This window comes from Mesorhizobium sp. B2-6-2 (assembly GCF_006440615.1).
Taxonomy (GTDB): domain Bacteria; phylum Pseudomonadota; class Alphaproteobacteria; order Rhizobiales; family Rhizobiaceae; genus Mesorhizobium.
Map to the genome: position 1 here is coordinate 290,456 of NZ_VFUG01000004.1, position 17,879 is coordinate 308,334.

The window sequence follows — 17,879 nt, forward strand, 5'->3', positions numbered from 1 at the left end:
GGATCTTTCATTCCGTGGGCGACGACAGCAACTGCGGGACGAACTCCTCCGATGTGTCGTCAAATAGGGGCGGTTCTTCTTCAGCCTCCTGCTTGGGCTCGACCATCAGGAGACCAACGACGATGAGCGCCAGAGAGACCCAGGTGAGCGCCGGTATCGCCTCACCCAGCAAAAGCATGCTCCAGCCTATGCCGGCTGCGGTGACTGCGTAGGCGTTCTGGCTTGCAAAAACAGCGCCTGTGCTGGAGATCAGCGCGATGAAAAGCAGCATCGCCAAATTGCCGGCAACGGCCATTAGAACGACGATCATGCCAAGCCGTCCGGTCAGTAGATCAAAAGGGATGAAATCCCGATAGAAAGCTGCCAGCGGCATCAGCATCAAAACCGAAGCAACAAGGGTGATGCCGAACAGAGCGACGCTATCGATGGCAGCAGGCTTGTACTCCGAGAGGTAAATATCCTCGGTCGCGTAAGTGATCGGGATGACGAGTGCAATGGCAAGCCACAACCAACTGGTCGCCATTTCCGCCGGCTCTCCATAGAGAAGTATGATGAAGATACCGGCGAGACCCAGTCCAAGTCCCAAAAACCGCCTCAGATTGGGCGCCTCCGTCCGCATCAAGGAAGCGAACAGGAATACGGCGAATCCCTCGAGGACGATGACAATAGAGACGATGAAGGCGGGAAGCTTGCTTGCCAGCCAATAGACCAGCACCTGATTGATCACCGAGCTGATGAATGCAAGGATGAGAATGAACTTCCAATCCGAGCGCGTAAGATCAGCAAAGCGGGGCATTGTCTGCCGCTTCATGCTTATCCCGATGCAGAACACAGCCCCAATCACGTCAATAAGGAGCGCCAGTCCGATCGGATGAGCTTCAACGAGTGAAGCCATCTTCGATAGTGGCACGACAAGGCCCCATAATCCTCCGCAAGCCAGCAGCAGCAGTGCGCCACGGAATGTGCGGATATTCTGCCGCATTTTGCGCTCGCGATCATAGACCTGCTGGGCCATTGTGGCGAAAACCGTAGCGAGCTTGCCCAGACCATCCGGGCGGCCTGCCACATCGCGGATGCCGAGCTTTGAAGGATTGAACCTCCCGCTTTCCAAGGTCGCGGCCGCCTTCGTCAGCTTTGTCACCTGCCGCAGATATTCTTTCTCGATGTCGCGCAGCCTCTTCTTCTCGATGCAGGTGGAAACCCGTGCCTTGAGAAGTGCGAGTTCGAAGTCCTTGGGCAGGAAATCCTCGGCCCCCAATTCGATCGCCTTGACGACGCTGCTCATCTCATCGTCGAGCGCGGAAATCACAATAACCGGAACATCCCGCGTTCTGGACGATACCTTAAGATTCTTCAGTACCTCGAAGCCGTCCATTACCGGCATGATGATGTCGAGAAGGATGAGATCGAAATTTTCGGTGGCGAGCAGTTCGAGCGCCGCCCGGCCGCTGTCTACCGCCGCGGCTTGGTGGCCGAGAGCCTCGACCGATTTCTTGAGCTTGATCCTTATGGTCCGGGAGTCGTCAACGATGAGAATCCTGCCAGGGTTGCTCAAATTATTCTCCCAAATTTAAGATCATTCGAAGCTCCGTCACGGCGGCGTCGAACGCGCGCTGTGCATTGTCGATTTCCGCCAAATCCGTCGGCCCGCCACTTGCGCATCGCGCCTCGACCCGGGCGCAGATTTGGCTGAGTTCGGCCGCACCCATGTCCCGCGCGTTGGATTTCAGGGAGTGGGCAGCCCGCCGGATGGCGGTCAGGTCGGAAGCCGGACCCGACCGCATGTCTTGCATGATGGATGCGCCCTCCTCGAGGAAAGACTCCACGAGCTCTACAAGGTCGGCTTCTTCGCCACCGATAAGCTCGCGCAGTTTATCAAGTGCCCCTATATCGATCGCCACGATGTCCCTCGATTTCGACCGCGAATTTCTATCGGCGCTGGCGATGTACGATCGAAATCGACCGCCCTGCTTGAATTCGTCAGCGTTCCCTCGCGCTGAAAAGGTAGACTATCGCGGGCGCGCTAAATTAGCGATAGCGCATCATTTTTCGTTCAATGCTGCAACGGCTGGTGGCGATTGCGCCAAGATCCGACCTTTGCATTTCAGAGCCTTGGCACGCTGGGCTCCTGGAAATCTCTCCCTGCACCGGCAAGTCTCTGCCCGCCAGCCAGCACCGCCTTGTTCAGCGAGGCGATGAGGTCTTCCACGCGCAGCGGCTTACTGAGGTAATCATCCATCCCTGCATCCAGATATCTCTCGCGATCACCGGCCATTGCGTTGGCGGTCAGGGCGATGATGAACGGCTGACGCGCATGTTGGCTGCTGGACGCGCGGATCAATCTTGTCGCTTCGAGACCGTCCATGTCAGGCATTTCGATATCCATCAGGATAACGCCATGGCTGCCCTGGGTATATGCAGCGACTGCCGACTGCCCGTCGACCGCCAGTTGCGGCTTGTACCCCAGGCGCTCGAGCACCTTGGAGCCAAGTTTCCGGTTGGTGGCATTGTCGTCGACCAGGAGGATGCGAAGCGGAAATTTCTCCGCCATCGTACTGTCGAGTGCCGGCGCCTTCAGCTGATCGGATCGGATGGAGCGTATCGGAGTTCCGGCAAAGATCGACAGCAATGCATTGAGCAACGGTGATGGCTTGATTGGCTTGGAAAGCATGGCCGCAAACTTGATACTTTCCATCTCTTTTTTCTTGTCTTCCGGTATGGGCACCATTGAACTGAGCAGCAACAACGGAACGCTGCCGTTGCCTTCGAGCGCGCGTATTTGCCTGGCCAGTTCGATCCCATCCATGCCGGGCATGTTCATGTCGAGAACGATGACATCGAAAACTTCACCTCCCGCAAGCCGTCGAAGCGCGTCGGCGGGATGTTCGATTGCTGATGCAGCCATATCCCAGGCCTGTGCCTGCAAGGATATGATGCGCCGATTTGTTGCGTTATCGTCGACGATCAGCAGCCGCTTGCCAGCCAGTTCATCCTTCGTCGGCAGCAGTTGTGTCGCTCTTTGGCTCGAGGCAACCGGAGCGCGGATGGTGAAAAAGAATGTCGTGCCTTTTCCTTCGGCGCTCTCCACCCAAATCTCACCGCCCATCAATTCCACCAGACGCCTGCTGATCGCCAGACCGAGCCCGGTTCCGCCATAGCGTCTCGTCGTGGAAGCATCGACCTGGCTGAATGATTTGAACAGGCGATCCATCCGGTCCTTGGCTATGCCGATACCGGTATCGCGCACCGCGAACTGGAGCGTACACGTTTTGCGCTCGCCCTCGACCTGCGGACTGGTGCCCGCGGCTCCGGACGGCACCTCCATCACGGAAAGCACGACCTCTCCCCGCTCGGTGAATTTGACGGCATTGTTGAGCAGGTTGATCAGAACCTGCCTTAGACGGTTATTGTCGGCGACAATACTTTCCGGCGTGCCGGGCTCAACGACATAGCCGAGGTCCAATCCCTTCTCTGCTGTCCTTGGCGCAATCAAATCGATCGCGCTTTCGAGGCACTCGCGCAATTCGAACTGCCGGGGATCGAGATCAAGCTTGCCCGCCTCGACCTTGGAAAAATCGAGTATGTCGTTGATGATGGTCAGCAGCGCTTCCGCGCTGTTGTTTATCGTCTCGCCGATTTCCCGCTGCTCATCGTCAAGTTTGGTAGCCAGCATCAGGTTGGCCATGCCGATAACGCCGTTCATCGGCGTGCGGATTTCATGGCTCATGGTAGCAAGGAACGTGCTCTTGGCTTCGTTGGCAGCCTCCGCCGCCTCCTTTGCCTCTGTCAACGCCGGCGAAAGCTCCTTGAGCTCGGTGAACAGTTGTGCGTTGTGAAGCGCCGCACCCGCATTGGCGGCGATGGTCGAAAGCAGCCGCAGCGAATTTTCGTTGAACATACCCTCTCGTGTCGTACTCTGCACACTGATCACTCCGACATTGCCCTGAGCGGTCTTGATCGGAACACCAAGATACGAAAGTGCATCCTTGCCAACCGGAGTTGCTCCGATTTCCGCGCCGCGTTCCGCGACATCCTGGTTGATGAGCAACGGCTCGCCGGTTTCCAGGATCTTGCTTGTAAGGCCCTCGCCGAGCTTGAGTGTGGTGAAGGCTTCGCCGAACTGATAAGGAAAATGGATCAGCTTTGTGTCCGGATCGAGCAGAGCGACGTAGACTATATCGGCGCTGAAAATCTCCTGCATCTGATCGCCGATCAGCTGGATTGTGTTGCCAAGTTCGGCTTCGCCGATGAGTGCTTGACTGACCTTGCTGATCGCACCCAGTTCAGCAGCTCGGTGCTCCGTTTCCTTTAGAAGCCTCTGGGTCTCATCGAAGAAGCGGGCGTTGGCAATCGCGACACCCATATTGGAAGCTATCGTCTGCAACAATCGTACGTGATTCTCATCGAAGGCATTCTTTTCGTAGCTTTGAACACTAACCACTCCGAGCGTTCTCTCGCCCGAATTGATCGGCACGCCAATGTATGATGAGGTCCTGTCATCTTCGTCTGGAAAATAGGCACCGCGCGTTTTTCCTTCCTCCATGGTGCTGAAAACCAGCGGCTTCCCCGTGGAGATAATTTCCGACGTAAGCCCTAACCCCATCGGGAACGGCTCGATGGTTTTGTGACCTCTATAGTAAGCGTAAGGAACTCGAACTACACCGGATTGACTGTCGTGCAGCAGAATCTCACTGACCTCGGTGCCGAAGGCCTCCCTGACCTTATCGCCAACCAGCCGAATAATCGTGTCGACGTTCAGTGACTTCGTCATCGCTTCGCCAACGCCGTTGAGAATGGCCAATTCCTTGGCCCGGTCTTGCGCCACTTTCAGGAGCCGCTGCGTCTCGTCGAAGAGGTAGGCGTTGGCGATGGCAACGCCCATGCTGGCCGAGAGCCCTTGGAGCAGGCGAACATGATCTTCGTTGAAGGCGTTTTTTCTGTAGCTCTGCACGCTAACCACACCCAGCGTCCTATTCCCGGCAATAATAGGCACACCGAGATAGGTTTCAGTCTTGTCCTCTTCCTTGGGCATCAGGGCGCCCAACTCGATTGCATCCTCGAAAGTTCCCAGGAACAGTGGCTTACCCGACAACATAACTCTCGAGGTAAGTCCTTCGCCCATCGCAAAAGGTTCAGGGTACTGGTAATTGCCGTCGAATGCATAGGAGACGTTGATCAAATTGGACGTTTCGTCGTGCAGCAGGATTTCCGTCAAATCCGCGCCGAACATCTCGCGAACCTTGTCGCCAACGATACGGGTCACTGTTTCGACATTCAGCGTCTTGGCAGTCGCTTCGCCGACGCTGTTGAGGATGGCCAGTTCCTTGGTGCGTTCCTCGGTGAATTGAATCAATCGCTTGTTTTCGGCGGAAAGACGGTCAAATTCGATTGCCGCAGCTGCCTCGGCCTTTTCCAGCTCTGCAATACGCCGGTTTGCGGATTCAAGGCGGCTGGAAAGGTCGTTTTCGACTGAGCCCTGCATGTCGGCTTCTCCCAAAAGGGACATTCCGCCAAGTTCGAGCGGAACGCTTCCCTCAACCCATCGTATATTAGCAAGCAATGTTACATGCCAGATCCCCGATTGACAGTACCTGCGAGGCTTGGCCTGAGGGGAACAAGCTAGACTCCCGATGCAGACTACATGTCTGCTTTCAGCGGGTGGCAAGATTGCCTTCAGCGGCCGACATCAGGCGCAAAGCGGCCTTAGGCGAGCTTGGCTATGCGCCCCTGGATGAGTCGGACCTTTCCACGGTCCGCACTGTAACGACCATCCATCGCTCCACGCCGACGGTGCAAAAGCGACTGGCCACATTGGCTGAAGCTCGAGCCACCGACTAGCCAGCCCATCTGGCTCATCGCGAGTAAATGACCGCGTGACGGAATCGTAGACCTTTTGGCAAAACCGGCTAAGAGAGATGCAGCTATACGCGAATTGGAGCTTTTTGCATGCCCGACGAGAGTGAGAACAGCCGAGGCCAGTTGATGGCGCTTACCGCAGACATTGTATCTGCCTATGTCGGACACAACGCTGTGCCGCCTGCCTCGCTCCCCGGTCTGATCCAAAGCGTGAATTCGTCGCTCTCGAAAATCGGCAAGGCGGCAGAGCCCGAGACGCCGTCCCTGTCGCCCGCGGTCAATCCCAAGCGATCGGTGTTTCCCGACTACATTGTCTGTCTCGAGGACGGGAAGAAGTTCAAATCGCTGAAGCGCCATCTCGGCGTGCATTATGGTCTAACGCCCGACGAGTACCGGGCCAAATGGGGCTTGGCGCGCGACTATCCGATGGTGGCACCGAACTATGCGGCACAGCGGTCAGAGTTGGCGAAGTCCAGCGGGCTTGGTCGGAAGCCCGGAGCGAAGCCGGTGAGGAGAGCGGCGGCAAAGCGGGCCGCAAAGTGAGGACACTCGGCCGTGCGCTGTTTCACATAGTGGGCGGCCTTTTCGTAGCCGCCGCCTTTCTTCAATGGATCACTTACGACTACCCGGACTTTAATCCTTTGCCTTCGGCGCCGTCTTTGCGCCAGGGATGCTCTCGCAGTTGTTCAGCTGGATACTGGTTTGTTTTCTTGCAACGACAGGCCTGACGTTGATCGCCTTTGCGCGAACCTGGGGACAAAGGGTTTAGGTACCGTTGTCTGCCGTGGTCTACTCATCCCGCCAGATCACCCGCTTCTCCCATCGGATCTGCACCAAGCGCCGGAACCGGATCGTGTGCGCTTGCTCGCCGGTCGCGTAGAATAGCTGGGCGCTCATCCACTCACGGCTGCCGCACTTCTGGCAGCGCGCCTTGTCCCTCACCTCATCGATCGTGACGTTGCCGATGACCTCCCGTAACTCGAGCGGCTTATAGTAGCGAGTGATGTTGCATTTGCCGCAGCGGATGCCGGCCACCTGCCCGGCGTCGTGAGCATGCGTCAACGTCCAGCGGGCGCCTCTCGGCCACTTCTCGGGTTGCTCCGGCATACGGTGAAATGAGGAACTTAATCCTACTCGGTCAAGAGGCTCTTGACTCCAGCGTTCTCTTTTTGTTCACTGATGTCCTGACAGCCGCAGGAGGCCGCTCATGGAGATTATGATGGACGCCAGGGGAGCCACCCCTGAAGAAAAACAGCGCGGTCTCGCCGCAGCTCGGGCCGTGATCAAGCAATCTGGCTTGACCGCGGAGAAAGCGGCTGAAGGTTCATTCGCGGTCGAAGGCTGGGACGACATGGGCTTTCCGCCAGACCAAGAACCCTCGGAAGACGAGTATGCTGCCGCTGATGTTTGGTGGGCGGCCAGCAATGCCGCGATCAAGGCATGCTGTGAGGGCTGGTCGGACGAGAAGCGGAGTGAAGTTCGCGGTTTGCAACTGCTGCACGACCCCGAAACGCAGCTTGTCGATCGTGTCACCGCGCTGGCGCGTCTGCGCGCCATCATTCAAGCGGAGGACGGCAAGAACGAATTCTATGACGAAAGGGTCGCTCTGCTGGCCAATGTTGCGACCGACGAGATGGCCGATGGGCAGTAGGAGCATGACCGATGTCCCGACATCAATTCGTGCATGAACTGGAAAGCACCGCCGACCACATTGCGGACGCTTCTCGGGCAGACCTGCAGGTGCTGTTGCGGCGGGCCGCGCTGCTGATCAGAAACGCCGGTGGGGTCAGCCTTGATCCCCGCACCGATGACGCGCTGACCAGCCTGGCGGCCGAGATGGGCACTGCCAAGCCGGATCTGGTGGAAACGATCGTCGGCGAATGGCTCGTCGCGAACGCCTATCTGCCGGTGCCGCGACAGTTGGACGAAGAAAGAACGGTGGACGGCAACGGATGATCAGCGGACCGAGGCGCGAAGGCGACTACCCCGACCGAGAGGTCGACTGCCAGGAAGCAATGGAGCCCGGCTTTCAGGCATGGTGGACATGCTTGAAGCAGGGATGGGCGCGCGGCGAAGTCCTACGCTCGCTGCGTCGGCTGATTGCGGCCGACAATATGACCCAGAAGGAAAACGCCAAGGTCGAGGTAGAGCTTTCCATTGCTCGGGCGATGATCCGGGCCGGCAGGCAACTTTGATGGAAATGGCAGTTCCGATCTACATAGGCGCGATCGACTAGCGAGCGCCGGCGCCGGATTTGACCAGCTGCAGTAGAATGGAGAAAAAGAAACCCGCCGGGCGAAGCCCCCAACAACCTCAAGCCCGGCGAGCCTCACCCGATCAGAGCATGCGACCAGGACCGCGATTAACCGGCAGTGGGTTCGGTGCAAGTCGGATGCCAGGGCCTGCGTTTCGAAATGAAACAGATTTTGATCGACAGGCCTTTGGCTAAACGGGGGAGAACGGCAGTCCAAGGGTTTTTGTGCGCGCCTGCTAATATTACGCTTCGAATCAGCCGGCACCCCTGGCCGGTTAGGCCCGGCAGCCTCCTCATTGTCACCCCAACGACGGGCTGTCGGGCCGCTTAATAGGTCCCTTCCTCTCGAAAATCCTGCAGCGAAGCATGGCGGAGATCATCCTCGCCACGCAGATGCCTCACACGGCCGACTAGGCCCGGTTTGACCCTTGCGTCGCCGGCCGCTTCATGCCCTTCGGCGGTGCCCCTGGACGTTCTTGGACGCATTGCCAGAGCCGTTCCCGGACCTCCCTGCCGGCGTTGATAAAGGCCGAACCTACATAGCGCCCTGTGCCCCGCTCTGCCATCAGAGCGAAGGCTGGCTTGCCCGGCTCGCGTTCGACGCCAAGCAGGTCGTATTCATCGATCGTGTAGCACTTGGCCTTGAGCCAGTTGGTGGATGGTCCAGAGTGGTACTTGCTGTCGTTTCGCTTCGAGACGACCCCTTCAAGCCCTGCCTGATCGACAAGATGGAAGATGGCCGATCCGGTGCCTGGCAGCGCTTCACTGAACTGGATCCGCTGGCCAGCATGGATTTCGCCTGCAGCACCTCGCGACGGTCATCTAGAGGCATGTCTCGCAAGTCATGGCCGTTGAGGTGCAGCAGATCGAAGGCCACGGAATAGAGGTCGTGCTGGCGCCGGGTGATCGCCTTGCGCAACTCGCCGAAGTCTGAGATGCCGGCTTCGTTCAAGACGATTCGCCATCGATGATCGCGCTTTGGACGTCGAGCCCTTTGGCCGTCTCCACCAGGTCGTGATATTTGGCTGTCCAGTCGAAACCGCGACGGGTGAATATCCGCACGTCGCCATCGTCGATGACAATCTGCGATCGGTAGCCGTCAAACTTGAACTCATGAGTCCAGTCATCGCCCTCGGGCGGCTTGTCGACCAGCGTCGGCATCAGAGGTGGAACGAACATCAAACGCACGCACGGAACCCCAACAACCGCGATTCAAGGCGGCATGGCTAATTTAGTTCGGGAACATTTTAGTTAAAGTGAATGTTTTCGGGCATGACGAAACTGTCAGACCTTGGGCCGCCCATTGTCGGCAAGCGGCATGGCAGCCAGCCAAAGAACGAAGCCGATCATTTTCACCCATGCCCTATATGCGGCCAGGCGGTCCACTGGCGCGATTTGCGGCAAGTCATCTGCCATGAGCAGCCGGGCATAAGCCGCTTCAGCTAGACGCGTGAATGCTGCGCTCTGACAATTCGGGCTTCTCGCAAAAGCGCGGGGCGGTCGCGGCCAACTGCCTTTATCAGCCTTCTAGCCTGAGCGTCTGAGATTCCTGTTTTCTCTTTCAGCAGAATGACGAGCTGTTTGTCGTCAATTCGGCCATAGGCACGGCCTTCGACATGTTCTCTCATGTGACAATCCTCCTTCAACCAAATCCGGAAGGGCCCCTAAATGTTTCATCAAATGTCGAGTGAATGGCCAGTCCCGTCTACCGCTGGACCTCCGCGACATTTGAGGGCATTCTCCCCTGCGGGGGAAAGGGCTTGGATAGATCACGTCACGACAATCGGTCTGACCATTGGCGGAAGCGCATTGGCGCCAGGCGCCGTCGCGCAACCCTATTAGCCAGCGTGCCAAAGCGGCTCGTCTTCGTCACGGTCGCCGTGTTCGCAGCTTTGATTGCTCAGTTCGCCATGCAGCATCGGGGCGATGCGCCCGAAATCAACCTGCCGAACTTGGTCGGACCGAGGCCGGCGCCGATCACCGGCATTGCATCGGTCATCGACGGCGACACGATAGAAATTCATGAGCAGCGGATCCGCTTCAACGGCATCGACGCGCCGGAGAGTCGCCAATACTGCGAAGACGCCAAGGGCTTCGAATATCCCTGCGGCCGGCGGTCGGCCGACGCGCTGGATAGCTTCCTGGCGGCATCGAGGCCCGTCCGGTGCACGTTCGTGGAGTGGGATCGCTATCACCGCTTCGTGGGTGACTGCAGGCGCGCCGACCGCGCCAGCGTGGCGGCATGGATGGTCGAGCATGGCCAGGCGCTCGATTGGCCGCGCTACAGCCATAGCGCCTACGCGCCGCAACAGGCTAAGGCAGAGGTGGCGAAGTTCGGTTTATGGGTCGGGAAATTCGAAGCCCCTTGGGACTGGCGCGCGTCGCACGCCGACGCCGCGGCGCCGGCGAAACAGCCGCTTGGTATTGTCAGCCGCAAGCTCGCGGCGCAGAGCGGCTATTCGTGTGAGCCGCGGCGAACGTGTAAGCAGATCAGCTCGTGCGACGAGGCCCAATGGTATCTGCAGAACTGTTCGTGGGGTGGGAAGCTGGATCGTGATGGCGACGGCGTGGCATGCGAGACGCTGTGTTAATGGCGGCTTAATCGGGGTTACACGTGGCCCTTATGCCACGCGTCGTCGATAGCAAAAGAGGGCTTCTTCGATAGTGGGTCTTGCGATGTAGCGCTCTCCCGACTCGAACCCCTGAAACTCACACAATTATCCTATTTATACGCCGTGACCGCAATTCACCGCAGGACTCGATCGGAGCCCTTCCGGCGGAGATCTATACAGTCTAAACCCTGATCGTGAACGGAAGTCTGTGCACCAGGGCGCACATGCCGGCGGCAAAATCATGAAAAGCGACACCCTCTCCTATCCTCCTCGCGGCCTCTCACGCGAAGAAGCCGCCCGATATGTTGGCGTGGGCATAACCAAATTCGACCAGATGGTTGCTGACCGCCGCATGCCGAAGCCGAAGAAAGTTGACGGTCGTGTGATTTGGGATCGCCTTAAAGTCGAAGCAGCGTTTGCCGAACTACCTGGAGACGATGAAGAGAATATCGTCGACTTCCTGTTGCAAGGGAATCATCGCAGGGAATAGATTCATTCCGCTATGACCGACAAATATCCCGGCCTCTCTTCCTACACCGATCGCCATGGAAAACTTCGCTGGCGCTATCGAACGAAAGAGCGCGTGGTTAGTCTACCCGCTCCTAATCAGCCAGGATTCAAGGACGCCTACCAAGCAGCGGTCGAGGGCCGGAAAGTCCCCAAGGCGCCCGTCGTCCGTATGCCTGGAGCCGCCCTGCCCGGTACATTTGGAGCGGCCTTTCAACGGTTGAAGATCTCAGTCAAGTGGCTGGCGCTGGACGAAGCCAGCAAGCGCAAGAACACGCGGCTGATCGAAGAATTTCTGGAACTGCGGGTGGTCGCAGATCATCCGCTCACCTGGCGCGACGTAGCGGTTAAGAACCTGAGACGTATCCATGTCGAAGAGCTTCTTGGCCGCTTCATTGCCACACCTCACAAGGCCAAGCACCTGTTGGTGGGCATACGCAAGTTGGTCTATGTCGCGCTGCGGCAAGACTGGATCGAAATCGACCCCACCGCGGCGGTCGAGTGGCGGCCTGCTTATGCCGGCTGGAAAGCATGGTCGCGCGAAGCCATGGCGCAATTCGAAAACCGTTGGCAGCTCGGCACCGCGGCACGCACTTGCTATGGTTTGGCGCTCTGGCTCGGCAACCGCCGCGGCGACGTCGCTGGCCTGCGCTGGGACCAGAGGGTCACCCGTCGTGTCTTCATCGATGGCATCGAGCGTCACTTCGACGGGTTTGATATCGTTCAGGCCAAGAACAAGGGACGCACTGGCGGTAAGCGGCTTTTCGTGCCGATCACACCGATGCTGTCTGAAATCCTGGATGCGGCCGACAGGCGCGGCGAGACCGTTTTGGTCAACGGTTATGGTGAGCCCTTCTCCGCCAAGTCACTGACTGGGATGATGGCGCATTGGTGCAAGCTCGCCGGTCTTCCAAAAGGTCTGACCCTACATGGTCTGAGGAAGTCGCTCGGTGTTTATTTGGCGGAGGCCGAGGCCTCAACCAGACAGCTCATGGACGTACTAGGGCACGACGACATCGATCATGCGGAGCTCTATTCGCGCGAGGCATCGCAGGTTCGCCTGGCGGTCCAGGGAATGGACCGAGTCGTGCGTCTCGTGACGCGCAAGCCGATGCTTGGCGAACCTCGTGGCGAACCTCGTGGCGAACCACCCTATAAGGCATTGATAAATAACGATAATGGTGGGCCCGGAGGGCGTCTTAAGATCGTTGATTGTATTGAGTTTTTCGTGGGCCAGAAACGGAAAGCTTCCCATATCGTTCCGTATGCTCCCGTGACGCCATTTGGTCCGTTCCAACTAAGTTTGCGAAAGTTTCAGAGCCATGCTTCAGAATCAGCACATTAGGCGTGAAAGCAGCTCTTCTGGAGAATCGCTCGCAGAAGAGCTGCAGTGCCTACCCCTCTCCTGGAACCATGGGGTCTTGTCGAACACGGAGTGCAGTATGCATGGGCTTATCGAAACTCGCGATGGCGCCTCCATGGTTAGATAGAGGCCCGTCACCATGCGAGAAGAGATGTCCAACGCCAATTTCAGCCAAGGCCAAGGCCGTCCGAGCGGTAGACGCGTTTCTTCGTCGACAACGAATACGTCAACTATGATCGGTTGCACAAGTTCAAGCCGCCGCGGCACCGAAAGGGCACCTGGCGTGGTTGTAGCTTTGATGACCTCGCTCTCGCGCTTACACCCCTCACCCGTAGATCGACATCTTCAACCCGGGATTTGATGGAGAGCCAGTTTGGTGGAGCAAGGCCGGCCGCTTGCGCAAGCGATTTGGACTTGGCGAACCAACTGCGCGAAAGGGGGGGTGTCGGCTTGAGATAAAAGCCTTCCATCGTTCGACGCACGAGGGCTTCTCGATCTTTGTCGAGGGCGCGATGTCCCTGGCGTCGACCGCGCTTGCGGTGACCGGGCTGAGGTCCAGTTCCTGACCGCCCAAACTTTGTAGATACCGCTCCAGGAATTCGCGGATTGCCTCTTCGCGCCGGCACGCCTCGGTCCACCGCCCTCGCTCCCCGTAATCATTGCTGTCGTCGCCCATGCTGCCTGCGAAGAATTCAAGCTAACCGAGTGCATCCGCTTTGTTGTCGGCCTTCAGACATGAACGTCTTCAACCGGACACTTTTGAACGCCACGGCGGATGGTCCCATAAGAAACCGCGATCCCGCAATCCAGCAGCATTTCTCCGACCACACGCCTGAAGCGACCGATGGCGCATGTGGCCGACAATCGCGGTGTTAATGCCGCAAACCCACCGATTCTGCGACAAGTCCTAAGCTGGCGTCTGACGAGGACAGCGAATCGCAAGTCCCACCATCCGGATCAGGGCCGCTTGACGACATCCCGATCGTCGGGCGCGTAGACGATGTGGCGCATCGTCAGGCGTGCCTTCAAGACCTTGGCACGAGCCTTGCGTAAGTGGAAACAAACCACGAGCTCGCGCTGAGCCGCATTGAAGGAAAAGTCGGATGTCCGGTATTGCGGGCGCATTTGTGTTGCCTTCAAGTCATTCACAGCAGACGGTTTATAATCGGCTCAAGCACATGGTTCCGAAGCTTGACAATCGTGGACAAGCTGGGTTCGGTCTTGCAGCGTTCATGCACGCAAAAGGAATTCGACATATAAGGTCGTGTCGGCCACCACGCGAATTGGTAACCATCGATTGCGATGGGCAGGACGCGAATTTCAGGCCTCATGTAGCGATTGCACATATTCGAAGTCCATCTTCCCTGGAAAACGATGGCAACGTCGCCCAGCCTGTTGATAACCATAAAGCAGGCTGCCGCCATTTGGCCCTTTCGTTGAATGGGGCTTTAGTCAACGCTAATGAACTTCGGAAAGAATTGCACGCGCGAGGGCATAGCTTCGACGGCCAAACGGATGCAGAGCTTCTGCTCAAGCTTATTGAGCACATTTGCCAAAGAGCTTTTTGGCAGCATGCTCTCCCGGTCAACTACGAAAATGTCTTTCGTGATATCGATGATCGGATTGATGGAGCCGTGAGTGCACTTGTATTAGATGGCGAAGGAAATCTGATCGCTTTCCGCAATAGTAGCGGTTTACGTCCGCTGGAATTTATGCAAACGGAAGATGGTGATATACTTTTTGCTTCTGAAAATTCAGCTTTTGCCGGATTACAAGGCACCACGGAGGAAGTTTCGCCAGGCCACATCAAGTATTTGGATGGAAAAACAGGAGAATGCATTGACAGCTTCGTTGGCCATACCCGATACAGCCCTAAGCTTTGCGTCTACGAAACGCTTTACATCGGAAATCTCGAAACGTCCATACGAGGTCAATCTCACCTGGCCACGCGGCACAATATAGGCGCGAGTCTCGGTGGAACTATTTCGCCGAAAGTGGCGGCACAGATGGGCTCTGCCCCTATTGTCGTTTCCTCCATGCCGCATACCGGGGGCCCGTACGCCGACGGCTTGTTCGCGTCTCTGGCCGAGAAACACGGCGCTTTCGTCCAGCGACGTGAAGTAATCGCAACACAACTTCAGCAGCGGACGCTTATAGGTATCGTTGGCACTCGCAACTCGCTTATCGCGCAGAAATACTGTGTCAATGCAGAGAGCGATGTTAGGGGCAGAGTTGTCATGATGGTGGACGAAGCACTAATTCGGGGGGATACAAGCCGGGCTGTAACAGCAATGCTCCATGCTGCCGGAGCGAAGGCTGTGCATTGGGCGATCGGTTCGCCGCCTATCGTCGCACCGAATTACTACGGCATGGGCATCGAGACGATCGACGAGCTGGCGTTCTGGAAGGTATGGAAAACACTGCCATCCAAAAAGCGGAAAGAAAGCCTTAGCTTTCATAAAACCGAACCGCAAATCCTCAGGATGATCGAAAGCAAAATAGCCCTATCAATCAACGCTGCGTCCATCACCTTTCTGCCCTTTAAGGCTCTGATATCGTTGCTGCCTGGAGGGTCCGATGGGATTGATCTATCTCCGTTTACGTTCGACATGCCAACTCCAGAAGGAGAAAAACGCGCGAATAAGAATTTGAATAGATCGACTATCAATCTCGCCTTAACCTGACTATGCCTGCCTGAGGTCACATAATGAAACCTACTCTTGTATTCGATTGGAACGGGACCCTGCTTGACGATGCCGAGGCATTTCTACAAACAACCAACGCTATTCTGAGCCGCTTCGGTCGCGCTGCCATCGATATGCATACTCTTCGGGAACAGTGCGAGGTTCCACTTTCTATCCTTTACCGCAATCTTGGAATGTCGGAGCGCGAGGTCGCAGAAGTGGAAAACGATGACAGCGCTTTTTTTCACGACATGTACGAACCGCTGGCGAGCAAAGCCGATCTACGCGAAGGCGCGCGCCTCATTTTGGAAACGGCGCGTCAACAAGCTGTCTCAACCATCATTCTCAGCAACCATATAGTCGAGCCCCTTCGTACCCAACTGCGAAGGCTCCGAATCGACGATTGTGTTACCGAGGTTCTGGCATTTGAAAGCCGCGCCACTCAATATAAATCTATGAGTAAGGGCGACCGGCTTGGCGTGTACATGCAAACGAACAATCTGAGTGCCGAGTCGACCTTCATCATTGGCGACATGCCGATCGAAACTGATATTGCACGTAACCTCGGGCTGATCAGCATATCTATTACAGGCGGATTTGTTTCCGAATCACGTTTGCAGGCGGCGCAGCCAGACTACATCATCGATGACCATCACAAGCTGCTGCCCATTCTGAGAAAGTACGGCTTCTTTCGGAATGCGTAAATGAGTTATGCAATAGACCTGACCGGAGATCCGGCATCACCCGCAACGCGTACGACACAGGACAAAAGATCGGCCTGGTCGGCGCAGGAGACATGGGGAACTGGTATGACCCAGTCTTTTACGTCCTGGTACCGAACTGCATATCAAAGCCCGCGCAATGCGCTGTCGCGGATGAACTTGATCGCGCGGAATGCGAACACAATCCCAGGGCCGATTGTGATGCCCGCGCCGGGATAGACCCCTCGCATGACTGAAGTCGCGTCATTGCCGCAGGCGTATAACCCATCGATCGGCTTTCCCCACTGGTCGAGCACCCGGCTATAGGTGTCTGTCGCAAGACCGGTAGCCGTCCCCAAGGTGGCTGGAACGATCCGCAAGGCAACAAAAGGACGGGTCTTGATTTGACCGAGGTTTGAATTCGGCTTGCCAACGGAAGGATCACCGAGCGTTTGGTTGAACGCGGATTCACCTCGCTGGAAATACGGGTCGACACCCGTTCGGGCATGCTCGTTATGCTCCTGAATCGTCTGTGCGAGCGCCTTGGGATCGAGGCCGATCTTCACGGCCAGCGCCGCGAGGGTATCCGCCACCTGGATGTACCCGGCACGCTCATAGGATTTCGTGCTGAGGGTCCACGGCCACGGAAGAACTTGGCCCATTCCGCGCTTTTTGAGAAATTCATGATCGCAGATGAAGTAGAAGTGCTTATCCTTCGGGTAGCCGTTCTCGAACATCGCCATGCAGATGTCGTGATACGGGTTCGACTCGTTGACGAAACGCCGCGCGTCCGGGCCGACGGCGATCACGCCAGGGCGGCCGCGGTCCAGCCAGCCGTAAGGAACCGTCTGCATTCGCCCGCCTTTCTCGCGCAGCAGCGACACGGGTGTCCAGAAGCCGGCACTCGCGACCTCGTTGTCGATCTTGCCGCCCGCTTGCAGTCCAATCTTGATGCCGTCGCCCGTGGCGTCCGCATGGGCCAGGCTTTGGTCATGCTGGTGATCGCCGCTGAGAGCACTGCGAAGTCCGGCATCATGGGGGAACCCCCCGGTTGCGAGCACAACGCCGTGAGTTGCCCGCACGCGCATGTCCCTGCCGTCCTTGCGTATGACCGCCCCAACCACCTTGCCCTGATCTATGATCAGTCCGGTGGCTGGCGCGCTGGTCCAGATATCCACCTGCAGCTGTCTCAGGCTCTTGATGAACCTCGCAATCAATGCGTTTCCGCCGCTGAACTCGGTGCCGCGCCTGTAGCGCATCCGGTCGCCGATGTAGCGCCCCAGGCGCCTCAGGACATGCTTCGTGGAATCCCCCGACTTGAAGGGATTGAGGAATCTTCCAACCTCGCCGGAAGAGATCATCATGCCTCCGAGAACCACGCGAATGGGATCGCCAACCAGATCGAAGTCCTTGTCCAGCAGGCGGCCATCGTACGGAGCGGGGCTCAACGCGCGGCCTGAGTTCATCCCGCCGGGCCGGCTTGAGTGGTAATCGGGAGCCGCGGCGAGCGTGAACCTGACCTCGGAGTGCTTCTGGATCTCGATGAGTGCCTCGGGTCCATCCGCCAGATAGGCTTCGACGAACTCCTTCCGGTAGTAATTCCCGAGTTCTCCCTTCAGATACGTGCGAGCATTGTCGATGCTGTCTTCGACCTTCGCAGCTAAGGCCTGCGGCGAGCAGGGTACCCATATCATTCCGTTCGACAGGGCGGTCGTGCCGCCCAGCTTTGGGGATTTTTCGGTCACCAGCACACTTAGTCCCGACTGGGAAGCATAAAGGGCCGCAGACAAGCCCGCCGCGCCGCTTCCAATCGCGACCATGTCGTAGGCCGCGTCCCAGTGTGTGGGGTCCTCCTGCTTGGTCACGAGTGGGGTTACAGTGTCGGCCATGGATTCCTCGGCA

14 protein-coding genes and 1 pseudogene are annotated in these 17,879 nt (G+C 57.5%); 9 read left to right on the forward strand and 6 right to left on the reverse strand.

Annotated features, from left to right (window positions below; all coding sequences use genetic code 11):
- Window positions 1-7: 7 nt before the first annotated feature.
- The 3 genes from FJ419_RS11910 to FJ419_RS11920 all read right to left on the reverse strand — a co-directional run bounded on the left by FJ419_RS11910 (window position 8) and on the right by FJ419_RS11920 (window position 5,482).
- Window positions 8-1,555: a response regulator gene (locus tag FJ419_RS11910; protein ID WP_140691958.1), complete on the reverse strand. Its 1,548-nt coding sequence runs from the start codon at window positions 1,553-1,555 to the stop codon at window positions 8-10.
- A 1-nt stretch (window position 1,556) separates the two neighbouring features.
- Window positions 1,557-1,901 carry an Hpt domain-containing protein gene (locus FJ419_RS11915; RefSeq protein ID WP_140691973.1) on the reverse strand — a complete coding sequence of 115 codons (345 nt, stop codon included), beginning with the start codon at window positions 1,899-1,901 and terminating at the stop codon, window positions 1,557-1,559.
- A 203-nt stretch (window positions 1,902-2,104) separates the two neighbouring features.
- Entirely contained in the window at window positions 2,105-5,482 is a 3,378-nt protein-coding gene (locus FJ419_RS11920) for a GAF domain-containing protein (RefSeq protein WP_181170677.1), read from the reverse strand.
- Between the two features lie 464 nt (window positions 5,483-5,946).
- Here FJ419_RS11920 and FJ419_RS11925 point away from each other — a divergent pair, with 464 nt between their 5' ends.
- On the forward strand, window positions 5,947-6,399 hold the full coding sequence (locus tag FJ419_RS11925; RefSeq protein ID WP_140692004.1) for a MucR family transcriptional regulator: 453 nt from the start codon (window positions 5,947-5,949) through the stop codon (window positions 6,397-6,399).
- Window positions 6,400-6,645: 246 nt separating this feature from the next.
- Here FJ419_RS11925 and FJ419_RS30750 read toward each other — a convergent pair whose 3' ends face one another.
- Window positions 6,646-6,891, reverse strand: coding sequence for a hypothetical protein (locus FJ419_RS30750; protein WP_181170678.1), 246 nt, complete (start codon window positions 6,889-6,891; stop codon window positions 6,646-6,648).
- Between the two features lie 172 nt (window positions 6,892-7,063).
- On the opposite strand from FJ419_RS30750, the gene FJ419_RS11935 reads away from it, so the two are divergent.
- The 3 genes from FJ419_RS11935 to FJ419_RS11945 are packed head-to-tail and all read left to right on the forward strand — an operon-like array spanning window position 7,064 to window position 8,051.
- Entirely contained in the window at window positions 7,064-7,507 is a 444-nt protein-coding gene (locus FJ419_RS11935) for a hypothetical protein (protein ID WP_140692034.1), read from the forward strand.
- A gap of 11 nt (window positions 7,508-7,518) precedes the next feature.
- Window positions 7,519-7,812, forward strand: a complete 294-nt coding sequence (locus tag FJ419_RS11940; protein ID WP_140692052.1) for a hypothetical protein — start codon at window positions 7,519-7,521, stop codon at window positions 7,810-7,812.
- Window positions 7,809-8,051, forward strand: coding sequence for a hypothetical protein (locus FJ419_RS11945; protein WP_140692067.1), 243 nt, complete (start codon window positions 7,809-7,811; stop codon window positions 8,049-8,051). Before FJ419_RS11940 ends, FJ419_RS11945 begins: the two co-directional genes overlap by 4 nt.
- Window positions 8,052-8,437: 386 nt before the next feature.
- On the opposite strand, the pseudogene FJ419_RS11950 reads toward FJ419_RS11945, so the two are convergent.
- A pseudogene (locus FJ419_RS11950) lies at window positions 8,438-9,298 on the reverse strand (ATP-dependent DNA ligase).
- Between the two features lie 572 nt (window positions 9,299-9,870).
- Between FJ419_RS11950 and FJ419_RS11955 the strand changes: the two are divergent.
- From FJ419_RS11955 to FJ419_RS11975, 5 genes are all read left to right on the forward strand, one after another.
- Window positions 9,871-10,701, forward strand: coding sequence for an excalibur calcium-binding domain-containing protein (locus FJ419_RS11955; RefSeq protein ID WP_246679187.1), 831 nt, complete (start codon window positions 9,871-9,873; stop codon window positions 10,699-10,701).
- A gap of 262 nt (window positions 10,702-10,963) precedes the next feature.
- Complete coding sequence (locus tag FJ419_RS11960; RefSeq protein ID WP_140692095.1) at window positions 10,964-11,212, forward strand: hypothetical protein; 249 nt, start codon at window positions 10,964-10,966, stop codon at window positions 11,210-11,212.
- Window positions 11,213-11,224: 12 nt separating this feature from the next.
- Window positions 11,225-12,574: a tyrosine-type recombinase/integrase gene (locus FJ419_RS11965; protein WP_246677873.1), complete on the forward strand. Its 1,350-nt coding sequence runs from the start codon at window positions 11,225-11,227 to the stop codon at window positions 12,572-12,574.
- Window positions 12,575-13,695: 1,121 nt separating this feature from the next.
- Window positions 13,696-15,276, forward strand: a complete 1,581-nt coding sequence (locus FJ419_RS11970; RefSeq protein ID WP_224655860.1) for a hypothetical protein — start codon at window positions 13,696-13,698, stop codon at window positions 15,274-15,276.
- 23 nt (window positions 15,277-15,299) lie between these two features.
- Window positions 15,300-15,980: an HAD hydrolase-like protein gene (locus FJ419_RS11975; protein WP_064994679.1), complete on the forward strand. Its 681-nt coding sequence runs from the start codon at window positions 15,300-15,302 to the stop codon at window positions 15,978-15,980.
- Between the two features lie 143 nt (window positions 15,981-16,123).
- Here the strand turns inward: FJ419_RS11975 and FJ419_RS11980 are convergent, their stop codons facing one another.
- The gene (locus FJ419_RS11980) at window positions 16,124-17,866 is read right to left on the reverse strand and encodes an FAD-dependent oxidoreductase (RefSeq protein WP_064994678.1); all 1,743 of its coding nucleotides are present in this window, start codon (window positions 17,864-17,866) and stop codon (window positions 16,124-16,126) included.
- Window positions 17,867-17,879: the final 13 nt, after the last annotated feature.